The 15,400-nt window shown below is 68.4% G+C and carries 12 protein-coding genes; 4 read left to right on the top strand and 8 right to left on the bottom strand.

The genetic code is table 11. The features are described from left to right. Positions 1–85 precede the first annotated feature (85 nt). The 4 genes from ACP7AZ_RS00860 to ACP7AZ_RS00845 form a co-directional block, all read right to left on the bottom strand. On the bottom strand, positions 86–3,322 hold the full coding sequence (locus ACP7AZ_RS00860; protein WP_426036045.1) for an efflux RND transporter permease subunit: 3,237 nt from the start codon (positions 3,320–3,322) through the stop codon (positions 86–88). Beyond that, on the bottom strand, positions 3,322–4,503 hold the full coding sequence (locus ACP7AZ_RS00855; protein ID WP_426035171.1) for an efflux RND transporter periplasmic adaptor subunit: 1,182 nt from the start codon (positions 4,501–4,503) through the stop codon (positions 3,322–3,324). Before ACP7AZ_RS00855 ends, ACP7AZ_RS00860 begins: the two co-directional genes overlap by 1 nt. 118 nt (positions 4,504–4,621) lie before the next feature. Continuing rightward, on the bottom strand, positions 4,622–5,407 hold the full coding sequence (locus ACP7AZ_RS00850) for a hypothetical protein (protein WP_426035169.1): 786 nt from the start codon (positions 5,405–5,407) through the stop codon (positions 4,622–4,624). Further along, positions 5,407–6,171: a class II aldolase/adducin family protein gene (locus tag ACP7AZ_RS00845; RefSeq protein ID WP_426035167.1), complete on the bottom strand. Its 765-nt coding sequence runs from the start codon at positions 6,169–6,171 to the stop codon at positions 5,407–5,409. Before ACP7AZ_RS00845 ends, ACP7AZ_RS00850 begins: the two co-directional genes overlap by 1 nt. Positions 6,172–6,332: 161 nt before the next feature. Here ACP7AZ_RS00845 and ACP7AZ_RS00840 point away from each other — a divergent pair, with 161 nt between their 5' ends. From ACP7AZ_RS00840 to ACP7AZ_RS00830, 3 genes are all read left to right on the top strand, one after another. Beyond that, on the top strand, positions 6,333–7,472 hold the full coding sequence (locus tag ACP7AZ_RS00840) for a DUF2336 domain-containing protein (protein ID WP_426035165.1): 1,140 nt from the start codon (positions 6,333–6,335) through the stop codon (positions 7,470–7,472). Positions 7,473–7,523: 51 nt separating this feature from the next. Beyond that, positions 7,524–8,303 (top strand): NAD kinase, encoded by a 780-nt coding sequence (locus ACP7AZ_RS00835; protein ID WP_426035163.1) that lies wholly within the window; start codon positions 7,524–7,526, stop codon positions 8,301–8,303. Positions 8,304–8,419: 116 nt separating this feature from the next. Then, entirely contained in the window at positions 8,420–8,899 is a 480-nt protein-coding gene (locus ACP7AZ_RS00830; protein ID WP_426035161.1) for an Hpt domain-containing protein, read from the top strand. Positions 8,900–9,420: 521 nt separating this feature from the next. Here the strand turns inward: ACP7AZ_RS00830 and ACP7AZ_RS00825 are convergent. Together ACP7AZ_RS00825 and ACP7AZ_RS00820 are read right to left on the bottom strand one after the other, a co-directional pair. Then, positions 9,421–10,566 carry a DUF2336 domain-containing protein gene (locus ACP7AZ_RS00825; protein WP_425987425.1) on the bottom strand — a complete coding sequence of 382 codons (1,146 nt, stop codon included), beginning with the start codon at positions 10,564–10,566 and terminating at the stop codon, positions 9,421–9,423. A 79-nt stretch (positions 10,567–10,645) separates the two neighbouring features. Beyond that, complete coding sequence (locus ACP7AZ_RS00820) at positions 10,646–11,437, bottom strand: transglycosylase SLT domain-containing protein (protein WP_426036043.1); 792 nt, start codon at positions 11,435–11,437, stop codon at positions 10,646–10,648. 191 nt (positions 11,438–11,628) lie between these two features. Between ACP7AZ_RS00820 and ACP7AZ_RS00815 the strand changes: the two genes are divergently transcribed. Beyond that, positions 11,629–12,372: a TonB family protein gene (locus ACP7AZ_RS00815; protein ID WP_426035159.1), complete on the top strand. Its 744-nt coding sequence runs from the start codon at positions 11,629–11,631 to the stop codon at positions 12,370–12,372. On the opposite strand, the gene ACP7AZ_RS00810 is transcribed toward ACP7AZ_RS00815, so the two are convergent. Further along, positions 12,353–13,375: an NAD(P)/FAD-dependent oxidoreductase gene (locus tag ACP7AZ_RS00810; protein ID WP_426035157.1), complete on the bottom strand. Its 1,023-nt coding sequence runs from the start codon at positions 13,373–13,375 to the stop codon at positions 12,353–12,355. The two genes, ACP7AZ_RS00815 and ACP7AZ_RS00810, sit on opposite strands and share 20 nt — an antisense overlap. Positions 13,376–13,429: 54 nt before the next feature. Further along, positions 13,430–15,292: a phosphoenolpyruvate carboxykinase (GTP) gene (locus ACP7AZ_RS00805; protein WP_426035155.1), complete on the bottom strand. Its 1,863-nt coding sequence runs from the start codon at positions 15,290–15,292 to the stop codon at positions 13,430–13,432. Between the last annotated feature and the right edge of the window lie 108 nt (positions 15,293–15,400).

Raw genomic sequence — 15,400 nt, 5'->3', positions numbered from 1 at the left:
ACCCAGACAAGGCCGTCATGGGACACCATGCCGCCGTCACCCGGCGGTTCGCGCCTTGCCACCCCCTAGGGGTGGGGCGAGAGGGCTATTCGGCGGCGGCCGGGACAGGATCGTTTGCGACCGCTTCCTGGGCCTCCCACTCCTCGATCTTGCGGGCGGTATATTCGGGCGACCTGGTGAAACGCGCGAGCGCTCCATAGATCACCGGCACCACGAACAGGGTCAGCAGGGTCGAGAACATGGCTCCAGTGAAGATCACCACGCCGATCGTCTGGCGGCTTCCGGCCCCCGCACCCTGCCACAAGACAAGCGGCAGAGCCCCGAAGGCCGTGGCGATAGACGTCATGATGATCGGGCGCAGACGCAGCGCCGAACTCTCGACGATGGCCTCCTTGATCGAACGGCCCTGGTCTCGCAACTGATTGGCGAACTCCACGATCAGGATGCCGTTCTTGGCCGCGATCCCGATCAGGATGATCAGCCCGATCTGCGAATAGATGTTCAGGCTGGAGCCGGCCATCAGAAGACCGAACAGCCCGCCCGCCGCTGCCAGAGGCACTGTCAGCATGATCACCGCCGGGGTGATCCAGCTCTCGAACTGGGCGGCCAGCACCAGGAAGACGAGCAGCAGGGCCAGGGCGAAGGCCCAGGTCACGGCGCCGCCGGCCTCCTGCTGGTCGCGCGCCGCGCCGCCGTACTGCAGGGTGACGACGCCCTGCGGCTGCTGCGCCGCCTGCTCTTCCATGAAGGTCACGGCATCGGCGATGGTCATGCCGGGGTTAAGGTCCGCCGACAGAGTGATCGCACGTTGGCGGTCGAGACGGCGACGGTCGGGCGTGTCGCCCGAGGTCTGCGTCGTGACCACCGACGACAGCGGCACCAGTGCGCCGGACCCCGCTCCCACATACAGCCGTTCCAGATCCCCGACAGACGTGCGATTGGCCCGCTCGGTCTGCAGGATCACGTCGTATTCCTGCCCGCCGCGGATGTAGGTCGTGGCCAGGCGGGATCCGAACATGGTCTCCAGTGTCCGCCCGATCTCCTGGGCGGACACGCCGAGGGCGGCAGCCTTCTCCGGATCGACATCGACCAGCAGACGCGGCGCATTGGGCTCGTAGTTCAGACGCGGGCGTGAAAAGCCGGGGTTCTCCAGCGACGCCGCCAGAAGCGGTTGCAGCCAGTTGTAGATCTCTTCGTACTCAGCGCCCGTGGCGATCAGTTCGATCGAGTTCCCGCCGCCGCCCCCGCCACCACGCTGGAAGGCCCCGGGAGTGGAGGCGTTGACCTGGGCGCCCGTCTGGGAGCGCAGCTTGCCGTTCAGTTCCTGGGCGATTTCGTCCGCCGAGCGCTCGCGCACCGACCAGTCCTTCAGGATCAGAGACGCGTTGCCGGAGTTGTAGCTGCCGCCGCCGAACCCTGGGGCGGAAATCAGGAAGCTGTCGACCTCGCCCGCGTCCTTGTACTCCGCCAGGATCGGCTCGAGGCCCATCATGATCTGGCGTGTGTAGTCGAAGCCGGCGCCCTCAGGCCCCTGGACGCGCACCTGAACCCGACCCCGATCCTCGGGCGGCACAAGTTCGTCCGGCAGGCTCAGGAATATGCCCCCGGCCCCCGCGCCGACCAGAAGGATCAGCAGGGAGACGCCGATCACGGCCACCCGCTTGCCGACCATCGCGTCCAGCGAATGGGCGTAGGAGTTCTTCAGCCCGTCCATGGCCCGGTCGACGTTGCGCGCCAGCCAGCCCGAGCCGGCAGCGGGCTTCAGGATCTTGGACGCCAGCATCGGCGACAGGCTCAGCGCCAGGAAGGCCGAGAAGGCCACGGCCGCGGCGATGGCCGCCGCCAGCTCGACGAACAGCCGCCCGACGTATCCGGGCAGGAACAGCAGGGGCGCGAACACGGCCAGCAGGGTCACGGTGGTGGCTATGACGGCGAAGAAGACCTGACGCGTGCCACGCTCGGCGGCGACCAGCGGCGGTTCGCCGTGGTCGAGGCGGCGCTGGATATTCTCGGTCACCACGATGGCGTCGTCGACCACCAGTCCGATGGCCAGCACCAGAGCCAGCAGGGTCAACAGGTTCAGCGAGAAACCAAGCGGCGCCAGGACGATGAAGGTCGACAGCAGGCAGATGGGGGCCACGATTGACGGGATCAGCGCCGCCCGGAAGCTGCCCAGGAAGATGAAGTTCACGAAGGCCACCAACACCATGGAGATGCCGATGGTGATCCACACCTCGTCGATGGCGTGCGACGTGAAGACCGAATTGTCCGAGCCGACGACCAGCTCGGTGCCGCGCGGCAGTGTGCCTTGCAGTTCCTCGACCAGGGCCTCGACGCCCTTTGAGATTTCCAGATCGTTTGACTGGGCCTGACGGGTCACGGCCAGACCGATCTGATCCAGTCCGTTGCCGCGGAAAAGGCGGCGCGACTCGGCGGGGCCTTCCTCGACCCGGGCGATGTCGCCCAGACGGGTCACATAGGTCGCGCGGGCCTGCAGGGCGCCGGTCGCGCCCGAGCCGTTGGGTATGGAGCCGGTCGAGACCGCACCCGAGGCGCCCGCCGAACCGATCGAGGCCGATCCGGCCGTGCCGATCGGCAGGCGGGCGAAGTCCTGGGCCCGCGCATAGGTGCGGGCCACCCGCACGGTGTAGTCCTTGTCCGTCGATTCCAGCGCGCCTGCGGGCAGTTCAACGTTCTGGCTCGTCAGGGCCTGTTCGACGTCCGAGACGGTCAGGCCGCGCGCGCCCATGGCGGCGGCGTCCAGCCAGATGCGCATGGCGTAGCGCTGCTCGCCGTAGATCTGGGCCTGGGCTACGCCCGGCACGGTCGCCAGACGGTCCAGCAGGTTGCGGTCGGCGTAGTCGGTCAGCTCCAGCCGGTTCATCGACGACGACCGCAGGAACAGGATCATGATCGGCTGGCTATCGGAATCGGCCTTTGCGACTTCCGGCGGCTGGGCCTGGGCCGGCAAGCGGCCCTGCACGCGGCTGACCCGGTCGCGAACGTCGGAGGCGGCGACGTCGATATCCCGGTCCAGAGCGAATTCGATGGTGACGTTCGATCGGCCGTCGCGGCTGGACGAGGTAATCCGCTCGACGCCCTGGATGCCGGCGACCTGCTGCTCGATCGGCTCGGTGATCCGGTTCTCGATGACTTCGGCCGAGGCGCCTGCGTAGCTGGTCGAGACCGAGACGATCGGCGGATCGACGTCCGGCAGCTCCCGCACCGGCAGGAAGAAGAAGGCAGCCGCGCCGATCACACACAGCACGATCGCGGCCACGGCCGCGAACACCGGCCGCCGGACGGAAATGTCGGAGAGCATCATCGTGCGGCCGCCTGCGGCTGCCCGGCGGCGGACGGTGCAGGCGCCGGGGCCTGGGCGGCGACCTGTGTGGCAGGCCTTGCGCCCCCGGCTCCCGCAACCGTGATCGGCGCATTGGGCTGAATGCGGTTCAGGCCGGAGCCGACAACGCGGTCATTGGCCGCCAGACCCGAGACGATCTCGACGAAGCCGTTCTCCACCGCTCCCGTCTCGACCGTCACACGCTGGGCGGTCGAGCCGCGCTCCCCTGAGGCGATGCGATAGACGAAGGCGCCGTCGCCTTCGTACTGGATGGCGGATTCAGGCACCGACGGCGTCTGGCGCTGGCCCTGCTGGATACCGACCCGCATCAGCATGCCGGGACGGATGCGTCCGCCGGGGTTAGGGAACTCGGCACGTGCGGTCACGGCGCGCGTCGTCTCGTTGATCCGGGTGTCGATCAGGGCGATCCGGCCCGAGAACTGTTCGGAGCCATAGGCGTCGGCCGTGGCCACGATCGGCAGGCCCTGACGCAGCAAGGCGAGGTAGCGTTCAGGCACCGGGAAATCGACGCGGATCACCGAGGTGTCATCCAGGGTGGCGATGACGGCTCCCGGGCTGATCAGGGTGCCCGGCGTCACCGACGACAGACCCAGGGTGCCGGCGAACGGCGCCCGGATCATCCGGTCGCCGCGACGCGCCTCGGCGGCGGAGAGCGAGGCTTGGGCCGTCTCCAGCGCCGTTTCGGCGTCTTCGGCGGACACGCGCGGCGCGATGCCGCGCTCGGCCAGCGCCTTGAACCGGTCGAATTCGCGCTGGGCCTGCGCCACCTGTGCACGGGCCTGAATGATGCTGGCGTCTTCCTCGCGCGCCTGCAGCTGAACCAGAGGCGTCCCCGCTGCCACGCGCTGACCGTCGCTGAACAGGACGGCGGTGATCAGCTCGGAGGTGCTGGAGGTGACGTTCACCGACCGTCGGCCGCGTGCAACGCCCAGCACATTGATCTGGTCGCTGAAGGGCCGCAGCGCCACCACAGCCTCGGACACCGCCTGGCCGCGCCCGCCGCCGGGTCCGCCCCGACCTCCCCCCGGCCCGCCGGCGCCTGGCTCATCACCCGCGAAGGCGACGCGCAACACGGCCGCGACGATCATCAGACCGAGCACGGCGGCGGCGATGACGAGGAACAAATGACGTCTGATCACGCGGTTCGATCTCTTTGAGCAAGCGGGCGGCCCGGAATACCCATTCCGCCTCGCTAGGCAACCTAAAGAGTTTGTAACGTGCGCCGTTCCAGTTTCCGGCGCGCCAGACTGTCGCGGATCAAAATCTCCGCCAGAGGGCGATCACCGCACCCTCCGCCAGCGGCGTTTCCCGGCCCGCGACCGTGCGCCGCCACCCGGCCTGCAGGCTCCAGCGACCGAAGTTACGCACCACCGAGGTCTCGACAGACAGCCAGCGTGCGCCGCCGCCGTCTGTCATGCCGCCAAAGGCCTGGCCCAGCACCATCCAGCCTTCGCCGAAATGGCCGCCCACGGTGAAGTCCGCCCGGGTCTCGTCCGGCAGGCCGTCGCGCATGCGCCGGGCCGCCTGGATCTCGACGAATGATCGGTCCGGTCCCCATCCGCCGGCCAGACCCCTTCCCGGCCCGCCCAGCGAATGACCGGCCGACACCCGGACCTCCCAGTCCTGCTCGCCGGCGCCCGGCGCGGCATAGCCTGCGTTGCGCCCGTCGCCGGAGATCGAATAGCCGGCATACAGGCTGACCGCGTTCCGATCGTCACGATACGCCTGCCAGGCCACGCCCAGTTCGACGGGCCCCCGCCCGTCATAATCGACGAAGGCGTCCTCGCCCGACTGCCAATCGCCCTTGAACTGGACGGTCAAAGTCTCGGTCAGCCCGTATTGGGCGAATACGCCCAGCGACCGGTCCTCGCGTTCCATCGGCAACGGCAAGACCGCGCCGGACGGATCGTAACCCTCCTTCGCCCGCATCGTCTCCGCCTTGACGATGACCTGGCCCTTGCCCTTGCGCTGGGTCCAGGCATTGGCGTCGGCCGACGTAGCCGCCGTCGCGAGCAACAGGCCCGCGAGGCAGCGACAGAGCATCAGGCGTCGTAGCCAGGCGATTTGCGATCCACCAGGCGCAGCGCGCCCGGCCAGGCCAGAGCGGCGATGAAGCCGATGCCCCTGCCCTGCTCCTTCGTCTCGGCCTGGGCAGCATCGGGCGCCATGAGGACGTGTTCTCGCCCGCCGGACAGCGCCGCGACCTGCTGGGCGCAGGCGCGCTCGAGGAAGAACATCCCGACCCAGGCCGCAGCCGCCGTCTGTCCGACCGCCAGCGTCCCGTGGTTTCGCAGCAGCATCAGAGGCTTGTCGCCCAGGTCCGCCACCAGCCGCTCGCGCTCATCGTGGTTCAGCGCCAGACCCTCATAGCCGTGATAGGCGACCTGGTGCTGCAGCAGACAGGCGTTCTGGCCGATCGGCAGCAGCCCCTCGGCTTGCGCCGCCACTCCGACGCCGGCCACGGTGTGCAGGTGGATGACGAAATGCGCGTCCTCGCGCGCCGCATGGATCGCAGAGTGGATCGTGAAGCCGGCCGGATTGATGAAGTTCTGTGTCTCCTCGACGATGTTACCCTCCAGATCGACCTTCACCAGGGACGAGGCGGTGATCTCCTCGAAATAGAACCCGTAAGGGTTGATCAGGAAATGGTGTTCCGGCCCCGGCACTCGCGCCGAGATGTGGGTGAAGATCATGTCGTCCCACCCGTTCAGGGCGACGAGCCGGTACAGGGCGGCCAGGTCGACCCGCGCCTGCCATTCCTCGGCTGAGACCCGCGATTTCAAAGACTGGGCTGCGCCGTCGGCCATACTAAATCCTCCATCGCCTCTTGCCGGGCGACGTTGGCAAAGTCGCGCCAACACCGGATCGGGTCAAGACGCACCACATTCAGGCTTCGTTAACCGAGTTTTCACCTCCTGCGGCCAAGGTTGAAACTGCTCGGATGCTCAACGTCCGGCCGGAGTTCGCCGTGACCGCTGTTGTCCAACTTCAGTCCCATCGCTCCACCGACGCGGAGACCCTGTCCTCCGCACAACATCTCCTTGAGCTCGCACGCGGCAAAGGTGTGGACGATCGCCGCCGGTTGCTGCTTGGCATTGCGGCCCTGTGCGACGCGACCCCGCCCGGCGCCGAGGCCTCGCCCATTCTCGGCGAGATTTTTATGGTCATCGCCGGCCAGGCCGAACGCGATATCCGAAAAGCCCTGTCCGACAGCCTCGCCGCCGCCGAATGGGCCCCGCCCGCCCTCATCGCCATGCTGGCGCTCGATGAAATCGAGATCGCCCGCCCCGTCATCGCCCAGAGCCCGCTTCTGAAGGATCAGGACCTGCTGCGGGTCCTGGTCGAGGCCACCATCGAGCACCAGATCGAGGTCGCGCGCCGCCCCCGCATCAGCGGCCGGGTCGCCGACGCCATCATCGACCGCGGCGAACCCGCCAGCCTCACGGCGCTGGCCGGCAACAAGACCGCGGAAGTCAGCGAAGACGCCCTCGGCCGTCTGATCGAGCAGTCGCGCCGCATCGCCGCCCTGCGCGCGCCCCTGACCCGACACCCGCGCCTGAACGACGCCCTGGCGACGCAGCTCTATCAGTGGGTCGGCCAGTCCCTGCGCGAGGCCATCGGAGAGCGCTTCCGCGTCGACGAGACCCGACTGGCCGAAGCCATTGACGCCGTAACCCGACCCGTCGCCGCTCCGCCCAGCGCCGAGCCGCTCGGCATGGAACCCGCCGACGTCACCGATCACGAAGAGATGGAACGCCGTCTCGTCGCCAAGCTGCAGAGCGCCGGCCAGCTGCGCGCCGGCTTCCTGATCCGCGCCGTCCGCGAGAAACGCCTCAGCCTGTTTGAACACGGCATCGCGGCCTTGGGCGGCTTTCCGATCAGCCACATCCGCGCCGCGATCGTGCGCCCCAGCCCGGACGCCCTGTTTTTGGCCTGCGCCGCCGTGGGGATCGACCGCGCCGTCTTCCCGGCCGTACTCGAAGAAATCCGCAAGCTGAACGGCGGCTGGCCCGGTGACGGCGACGAAGGCTATGCGGGCCGCATGACCCTGCCGCCGTCCGCCGCCATGCGTGAATTCCGTGCCCTGATGGGCCACATCGGGGCCTGACGACCACGACGGCGTTTGACTTACCGGCCCGGCTCGGCTTCTCGTGAGCGGGTGAGTGTCGACCCCTCCTCCCTTCGAATCGCCTTTTGCGCCAGCGACCGGCCCGAGGCCGTGCAGGCTCGCGATCGCCTGACTGAACGTTACGGATCGGCGCCGGAGGCCCAGGCCGATGTCATCGTGGCCCTGGGCGGCGACGGCTTCATGCTGGAGACCTTGCACGCCAACCTGATGCGCAAGATTCCGGTCTACGGCATGAACAGGGGTTCCGTCGGCTTTCTGATGAACGACTACGACGAGGAGGCCCTGCCGGAGCGGATCGCCGCCGCCGGCCGCGCCGTCATCCACCCGCTGCAGATGGACGCCTGGACCGAGAGCGGCGCGGTGCATACCGGCCTGGCCATCAACGAGGTCTCCCTGCTGCGGCAGACACGCCAGTCGGCCAAGCTCAGGATCAGCGTCGACGGGAAGGTCCGGCTGGAGGAACTGGCCTGCGACGGCTGCATGGTCGCCACGCCCGCCGGTTCCACCGCCTACAATCTGTCGGCGCACGGCCCGATCATTCCGCTGGACGCGCGGATGCTGGCCCTGACGCCAATCAGCGCCTTCCGGCCGCGTCGCTGGCGCGGCGCCCTCCTGTCTCACCGCGCCAGGGTCGAGTTCGAGGTGCTGGAGGCCGACAAGCGCCCGGTCAGCGCCGTGGCGGACAGCCTGGAGATCCGCCGGGTCGTCAAGGTGGTGGTCAAGGAGCGACGTGACGTCGGCTTGACCATGCTGTTCGACGCCGGCCGCTCGTTTGAGGAACGCGTCCTCGCCGAACAGTTCACGGGGTAAGGCCTGACCCGGAAAAGTGCAGGCGGTTTTCCGATTGGCTCAGGACTCTGCATGCAGGTCACGGGTTCTTAAGAGCCCTCGTGCATCCTGAGATAGTCAGTCTTCAGGAGTTCATCGTGAGCAACCCGGCTCAGGTCATCCGTCCGCCCAACATGCTGCGCGCCAAGGTCGGCGGCGGTTTCGGCGGCATCAACGCCGACGCCATCGCCAGGGCCGAAGAGGCTCTCAAGGCGATGTCCGGCCAGTTCGGTCAGTGGCTCCAGGACGAGATCACCAAGCTCGACGCGGCCCAGGCCGCGATCCGCGCGGAGGGTTACAACAGCCAGACCGCCGAGGGCCTTTATTTCCGCGCCCACGACCTCAAGGGTCTCGGCGCCACCTATCAGTATCCGCTGGTCACGCGCCTCGCCGGCTCGCTGTGCAAGCTGATGGACGATCCCATCAAGCGGCTGGAAGCGCCGATGATGCTGATCGACGCCCACATCGACGCTATCCGGGCCGTCGTCCGCGACCAGATCCAGACCGACGACCACCCCACGGGCCGCGTCCTGGCGGAAACCCTCGAAGCAAAAGTCGCCGCGCACCGGGCGGGCTGACCCTTCCATCGGGATGTCGGGACCTTTTCGATATCTTCTGGCCCCTAACTAAAGTGGGAAGCCGGTGCTTATCGAATTGCCGCCTCACTCAGGGTTTGCACCTCTAGCGGCGCGATCTCGGCCCTGGCTTCGACCCCGTATAGGCGACTACGCGTGGTCCAGATCGACCCAGAGGGCCACCCTCCACTCAAGCGCCCTCCCTCCGGGAGAGGGGTTCTTGCGTCATACCCATCAACGGACGCCCGAATTCAGCTAACGAATTCAACGCTCCGATCTTTTGAGAGCCGTTTAACCAGGTGCCCTTCAAATCGGGCGTACACTCTCATCACCCGGTCTTTGACAATCCAAGTGAGCAGAAAGACCCCGTCGGACGAAGCGCCCCTCGGCTAACCCCCTGATTTTACTTAGCCCACGGTCCGTTTCGTCCGTTTCGTCAGGGTGTTTTACGTCCGGACAAACAGACGAACCGGCGCTCAAGCAGCGAGCGACCGCGTCGCGAGCGGAAGCGCACTAAGAGAGCTTCAGGCCGCGTTCGCCGCCGTCATTCGAGCGGGGGGGCTGGTCGGCTGATCCAGCCGTTCCATCAGATAGGCCAGGTCATCCCTCGGCGCGTTCGGACGCTGGGTCAGGAACCGCTCCAGCATCCGCTCGCGGAAGGCCTCGCCTGACGTGTCCGCCCCTTCGGCCGACAGCTGACGCCAGGTGTCGACGCCGGCCCGGAACGCCTGGAACAGGCGCGGCGGCAGACCCGCGCGGTCGTAGATCGCCTTCAGGCCCAGCGGCCCGGCGTCATGCACCATCAGCCAGGCGCGCGGGTGCGGCGTCGACGACAGCTCGGCGACGCCGTGCTCGAACAGGGTCATCTTGCCCCGCGCCAGGGCCCGCAGCAGCAGCGACGCCGTCAGGGCCTTGCGCGCATTCAGCTGGGCCACGAACATCGGCAGGTCCGCGCTGGCGCCCGCCTGGTCGATCAGGTCCACCGTCGCGCGTTCACGGGCGAAGCTCGACAGGCGGATGGCGGTCTCGGGCGCCACGGCATGGCGGGTGATCAGATGCTCGCGCACCGCGTCGGACGCCAGGGCGACCAGCCGTTCGGTGATGCCCAGCGGCAGGACCTGGCGATAGGCCAGGGCGGCCACGACCTCGGGTGTCTGGCCGAACCGGTCGACCACCTTGCCCATCGCGCCTTCGGAAATGTCAGCGTTGTCGTTGGACGCCAGGGTCCGCACCGCCTGTTCGCAGCCGTCCGAGCTCAACACGTCCGCAACGTCGCGCGACACGGTCGGGCGGGCGGCGATCGCGATCTGGCGCACGGCCGAACCGGCGCGCACGATCTCGATCAGGTCCTCGTCGGTGAAGACGGGCGAGGCGCCGATGACCGGGAGGGCGATGGAATCCACGTCCGCCGCCAGAATCCGCGCAACATCGCGCGGCAACAGGTCCGAACTCTTCAGCGTCACCGCCAGCGCCCGGCGAACCAGTTCGGCGGCGTCATTGGCCAGGACGCGCATGATCTTCTGCGCCGCCTCTCGGTCCTCGGCGGTCAGCTCTGCCCGGTCGATGCTGCGGCACAGCTTGTGCGCGGCCGAGGCGCGTTCGTCGTCATCGGTCGCCTTGATCAGGCGGCGGATGTCGAACTCGGTGAGGCGGGCGCGGTGAGCGGTCATGGGGCTTCTTCAGGCGAGTCGCGTTCGGACGACATCAGGGTGAGCCTGCAGGCTTAACGCCCGGTTTACTATGGGCGGATCACGCGCTCGATCCGGCTCCTGGGGAGAAGGCGCCGCCGAAACCGCCACCCTTGCCATCGCCATCCTGGCCCAGCAGCAGGGCGAGCAGGCTCTGGTCCTGTTTCAGCCGGTCCAGACGCGCCGCCAGGGCGGTGTCCTGCTCGCTCAACAGCGGCGCCGTCGGACCGACCGGCGCGACCGCCCCGCCGGACCCGGCCGTTCGCTGCAGGTTGGCGTGGACCTCGGCCACCGTCGCCGCCCGCCCGTCGCGATAGAAGATCGAGCGGTTCGCCGCCGCGGCCTGCGGGAACATGGCGACCGCGCTCGAGCCGGGCCGTGTCGCCATGGCCTCCATGATCTGAGCCGCGCCCGCCGGTCCCAGGAAGTGCGCCGCGTAGAGATCTCCGGCGCCCGGTTCGCTGCCTGTCCGACCCCGCAGATAGGCGGCGTTCGACGCCGTCAGCTCCCCCGCCATGGTCGAGGCGGCCTGTGGGTCGAAGCGAAGATCCAGCACCACGTTCCGCGCCGATCCCTCGACGCGCCAGCGCCCGTCCGAGCCGCGATGGATCAGGTCGGCGTACTGGCCGTATCCGTGCTTGGCTCCGTGCTGTTTGACGGTCGCGAGCCAGGTCTGTTCGATGAACTGGAACAGGCCGGACGCGGAAGACGTCGGCGCCCGCGCATTCGGATTGAACGAACTCTCCCGCCGCGCCGTCCGCATCAGGAAGTCGTAGTCCACGCCGGTGCTGCTAGAGGCGCGCCGAATCGCGGCCTCCACTCCTCCCGACGCTGGAATCGCTCCGACGGACATGCCCAGAAACTCGGAGATCATGGTTAATCGAGCGTTAATGTCGGTTAACGGCCACGCCCGGATGTCACACCGATAGCTGATCGACGTTCAGTCAGAAACCGTGGTTTCAGACGCCCCAATCCCGCCATGGACCGGGCGCGTCATTCTCCCATGGGTTGCTGGGGAGCGGCCTCTACGAGGGAGTGACGGCCATGATCATACAGACTGCAGGCGGCCCCGGACTGGTCAGCCCCATCGACTTCGGCGAGCGGCGAAAGCCCCTGCCCCCCGCGACATGGATCGCCGTCGGCATCGTCGCCCTGGCTCATGTGGGGGTCGGGACGGCGCTCTACTACCAGCGGTTCGAGCTGAAGATGCTGCCTGACCGAAGCGAGCCCCGCGTCATCGACGGCAGCGTGATCGTGCTCCACCGGGAGCCACCGCCGCCCGTGGTCACCCTGACGCCTCCAGCGCCGAACCCGCCAGTTCACCGCCCGGAGAGCCCGCCGACCAACGTCGAAACCCTGACGGCGGTCATTCCCGACATCCCGACGGCGGCGACCGGCCCTGTGATCAACACCACCGTCCTCGTCGATCCGACCACCGCGACCGGGACGGCCAGCGAGTCCGTGATCGAAGCGCCACGCGGCCCTCCGGTCATCCGCTCGCCGCAGTGGATCAGCCGCCCCACTGGCGAGCAGCTCACCCGCGCCTATCCCGACCGCGCCCTCGACGGCAGGGTCGCCGGCTCGGCCACCCTCAGCTGTCGTGTCCAGGCGGCGGGTACGGTCACGGGCTGCACCGTCGTCTCCGAAACGCCGGGCGGCTACGGTTTCGGCCGCTCGGCCCAGCAACTGGCCCGCTACTTCCGCATGAGCCCCCGGACGGTGGACGGCCAGGCGGTCGACGGCGCCCAGGTCACAATCGGCATCCGTTTCACCCTCCCGGAAGACTGAACCTCAGCGGGTCGAGGGCGGCGGCGTACGGACCGCGCGGCCGCCTTTCGATCCCGTCTGCCACGATCCGTCCGACCAGCGGCCCCAGCAGCCAGCCGTTCCGCCTCGGCGCCAGGGCCAGATGCAGTCCGCCCCCGACCGGCCCCGCCAGGGGCAGGCCGTCAGCGGTCGCGCCGCGCACGCCGCCGCGCCACTCGATCGTCTCAGGCGCTGCAAGCCCGGACAGCCGCGCGGCCACTTCGGCCAGCCTCGCCGACGCCGCCGGATCGGACGCCGTCTCACGGCTGCCGTGGACCATCGTCGCGCCGATCAGGGATCCGGCGGGCGCCGGCGTGAGATAGCCCCCGACGCCTCTCACCACCCGGTCGGTCAGGGACGCTTCGATCCGACCGATCTGGCCCGCGATCGGCTCGATCCGGTTGATGATGTCCGTGACCGCTTCAGGCAGACCCGCAAGAGCGGCGGCTGCTCCCGTGGCGATGATCAGTTGACGGGCTTCGACCCGGCTAGCCGTCGTCTCCACCCGCCAGCCTTCCGGGGCCCGGTCGACGCTCCGCGCTTCGGCGACGACGAACGCGGCACCCAGTCCCGATCGCAGGATCACGAGGGCCGTCTCCGCATCGATGCGCACATCGCCTTCGGCGCGGACGACATCGCCATCCGCCTGCACAGAGAAGCCAAGGCCGGTCAGGGTCTCCGCGACTGCTTTGGCATCGGCCCCGCGCCATTCCGCCGGTGTTCGATCCAGAACCAGTCCCGACTGCCCGGCGAAAGCGGGCCATAGCCCGGCCGCGTGTCTCAATAGGGCTGCACGTGCGGCATCCGCACCGTCCAGCTGGCTCTCGAACGCCGGCGCGATCATCCCCGCCGCGACCGACGAGGCATTCGGCCGCCCCGGATCGACCACGCGCACGTCATGCCCGCGCGAGGTCAGTTCGGCGGCGGCAGACAGGCCCAGCACGCCGGCCCCGATCACCACAATGTCACAGGAGATGTCCGCCACGGCCGGTCCTTCGACCGACCGGGCGGTGATTTCAAGCCTCGGAGGGCCTTGTCGTCACTCTGCCGCCAGTTCCGCCGCCTCGCGTTCGTCCTTCGCCGCGTCCAGACGGTCTACCAGGGCGTCGTGCTGACGCCACAAGGCGTTCGGCAGGCGCTCGGCGAACCGGGCGTAGAACTCCGGGATCAGTGCGGCCTCCTCGGACCAGACGTCCACATCGACGTCTAGCAGGGTCGCCAAGGCGGCGTCCGACAGCGACAGGCCTTCGAGGTCCAGCGCCGCCTGTGTCGGCACCCGGCCAACGGCGGTGTCAAGCGCCTCGGCCTTGCCGTCCAGACGCTCGAAAATCCACTTCAGGACGCGGGCGTTGTCGCCGAAGCCAGGCCACACGAAGCGACCGGCCTCGTCCTTGCGGAACCAATTGACGAAATAGATGCCCGGCAGCTTGGCCGGATCGGCCTTCTCGCCCAGCGCCAGCCAATGCGCGAAATAGTCGCCCATGTTGTAGCCGCAGAAGGGCAGCATCGCGAACGGGTCGCGGCGCAGCGTCCCGATGGCGTTCTCCGCCGCCGCCGTGCCCTCGGACGCCACTGTCGAGCCCATGAAAACCCCGTGCTCCCAGTCGAAGGCCTCGGTCACCAGAGGCACGGCGGAGGCGCGACGGCCGCCGAACAGGATGGCATCGATAGGTACACCCTTGGGGTCTTCCCACTCCGGAGCGATGGTCGGGCACTGGGACGCGGGCGCCGCGAAGCGGGCGTTCGGGTGGGCGGCGGGTTCGCCCGAGGCCGGGTCATGCGGCTGACCCTTCCAGTTGGTCATGCCCTCGGGCGTTTCCTTGGTGAGGCCTTCCCACCAGACGTCGCCGTCGGCCGTCAGGGCCGTATTGGTGAAGACGGTGTTGGTCGCGAGCGTCGCCAGGGCGTTCTGGTTGGTGTTGCGGCTCGTGCCCGGGGCGACGCCGAAGAAGCCGGCCTCCGGATTCACGGCGTACAGACGTCCGTCATCGCCGAACCTCATCCAGGCGATGTCGTCGCCGATGGTCTCGGCCTTCCAGCCGGGGATCGAGGGCTGCAGCATGGCCAGGTTGGTCTTGCCGCAGGCGCTGGGGAAGGCGGCCGCCACGTATTTGGCCTGGCCCTCAGGGCTCGTCAGCTTGAGGATCAGCATATGCTCGGCCAGCCAGCCCTCATCGCGGGCCATGACCGAGGCGATGCGCAGGGCGTAGCATTTCTTGCCCAGCAGGGCGTTGCCGCCATAGCCCGAGCCATAGGACCAGATCTCGCGTGTCTCGGGGTAGTGGACGATCCACTTGTCGTCGTTGCAGGGCCAGGACACGTCGGCCTGACCCTCGGCCAGCGGGGCACCTAGGGTGTGCACGGCGGGCACGAAGACGCCGTCCTCGCCCATCAGGTCCAGCACCGGCTGGCCCATGCGGGTCATGATGCCCATCGATATGGCGACATAGCCGCTGTCGGTGATCTCGACGCCAAGGGCGCTGAGATCGGAGCCCAGCGGGCCCATCGAGAAGGGCACGACGTACAGGGTGCGGCCAGCCATGCAGCCGTCGAACAGGCCGTTCAGGCGGGCGCGCATCTCGACCGGATCGGCCCAGTTGTTGGTCGGGCCGGCGTCGATCTCTTCGGCCGAGCAGATGAAGGTGCGGCTTTCGACGCGGGCGACATCCTTGGGGTCCGAGGCGGCGTAATAGCTGCCGGGGCGTTTCGCCTGGTCGAGGGCTTTCAGCGTACCCTTGTCGACCAGGTCGGCGATGATCGCGGCCTTTTCAGCCTCCGAGCCGTCGCACCAGTGGACGCGCGCGGGCTTCGTCAGCGCGGCGATCTGTTCGACCCAGGCGAGCAGGGCCTGGTGACGGGTCGGCGCCGGGCGAAGGCCCGGTACAGCGGTGCTGGAATCCACGCGAACTCTCCTGATGCGCGGCCCGGCTGGTCTGTCGCCGCCGTGGCCTCTCCCTGGTGTTACAGAACCTCACGGACTGTAACGGCGCAAAGACACCTCGGGCAACGC

It is taken from the genome of Brevundimonas sp. DC300-4 (genome assembly GCF_049897365.1).
In the GTDB taxonomy this organism is placed as follows: Bacteria; Pseudomonadota; Alphaproteobacteria; order Caulobacterales; family Caulobacteraceae; genus Brevundimonas.
The sequence above is the reverse complement of the archived record's forward strand: the minus strand, read 5'-3'. Positions and strand labels throughout refer to the sequence as shown.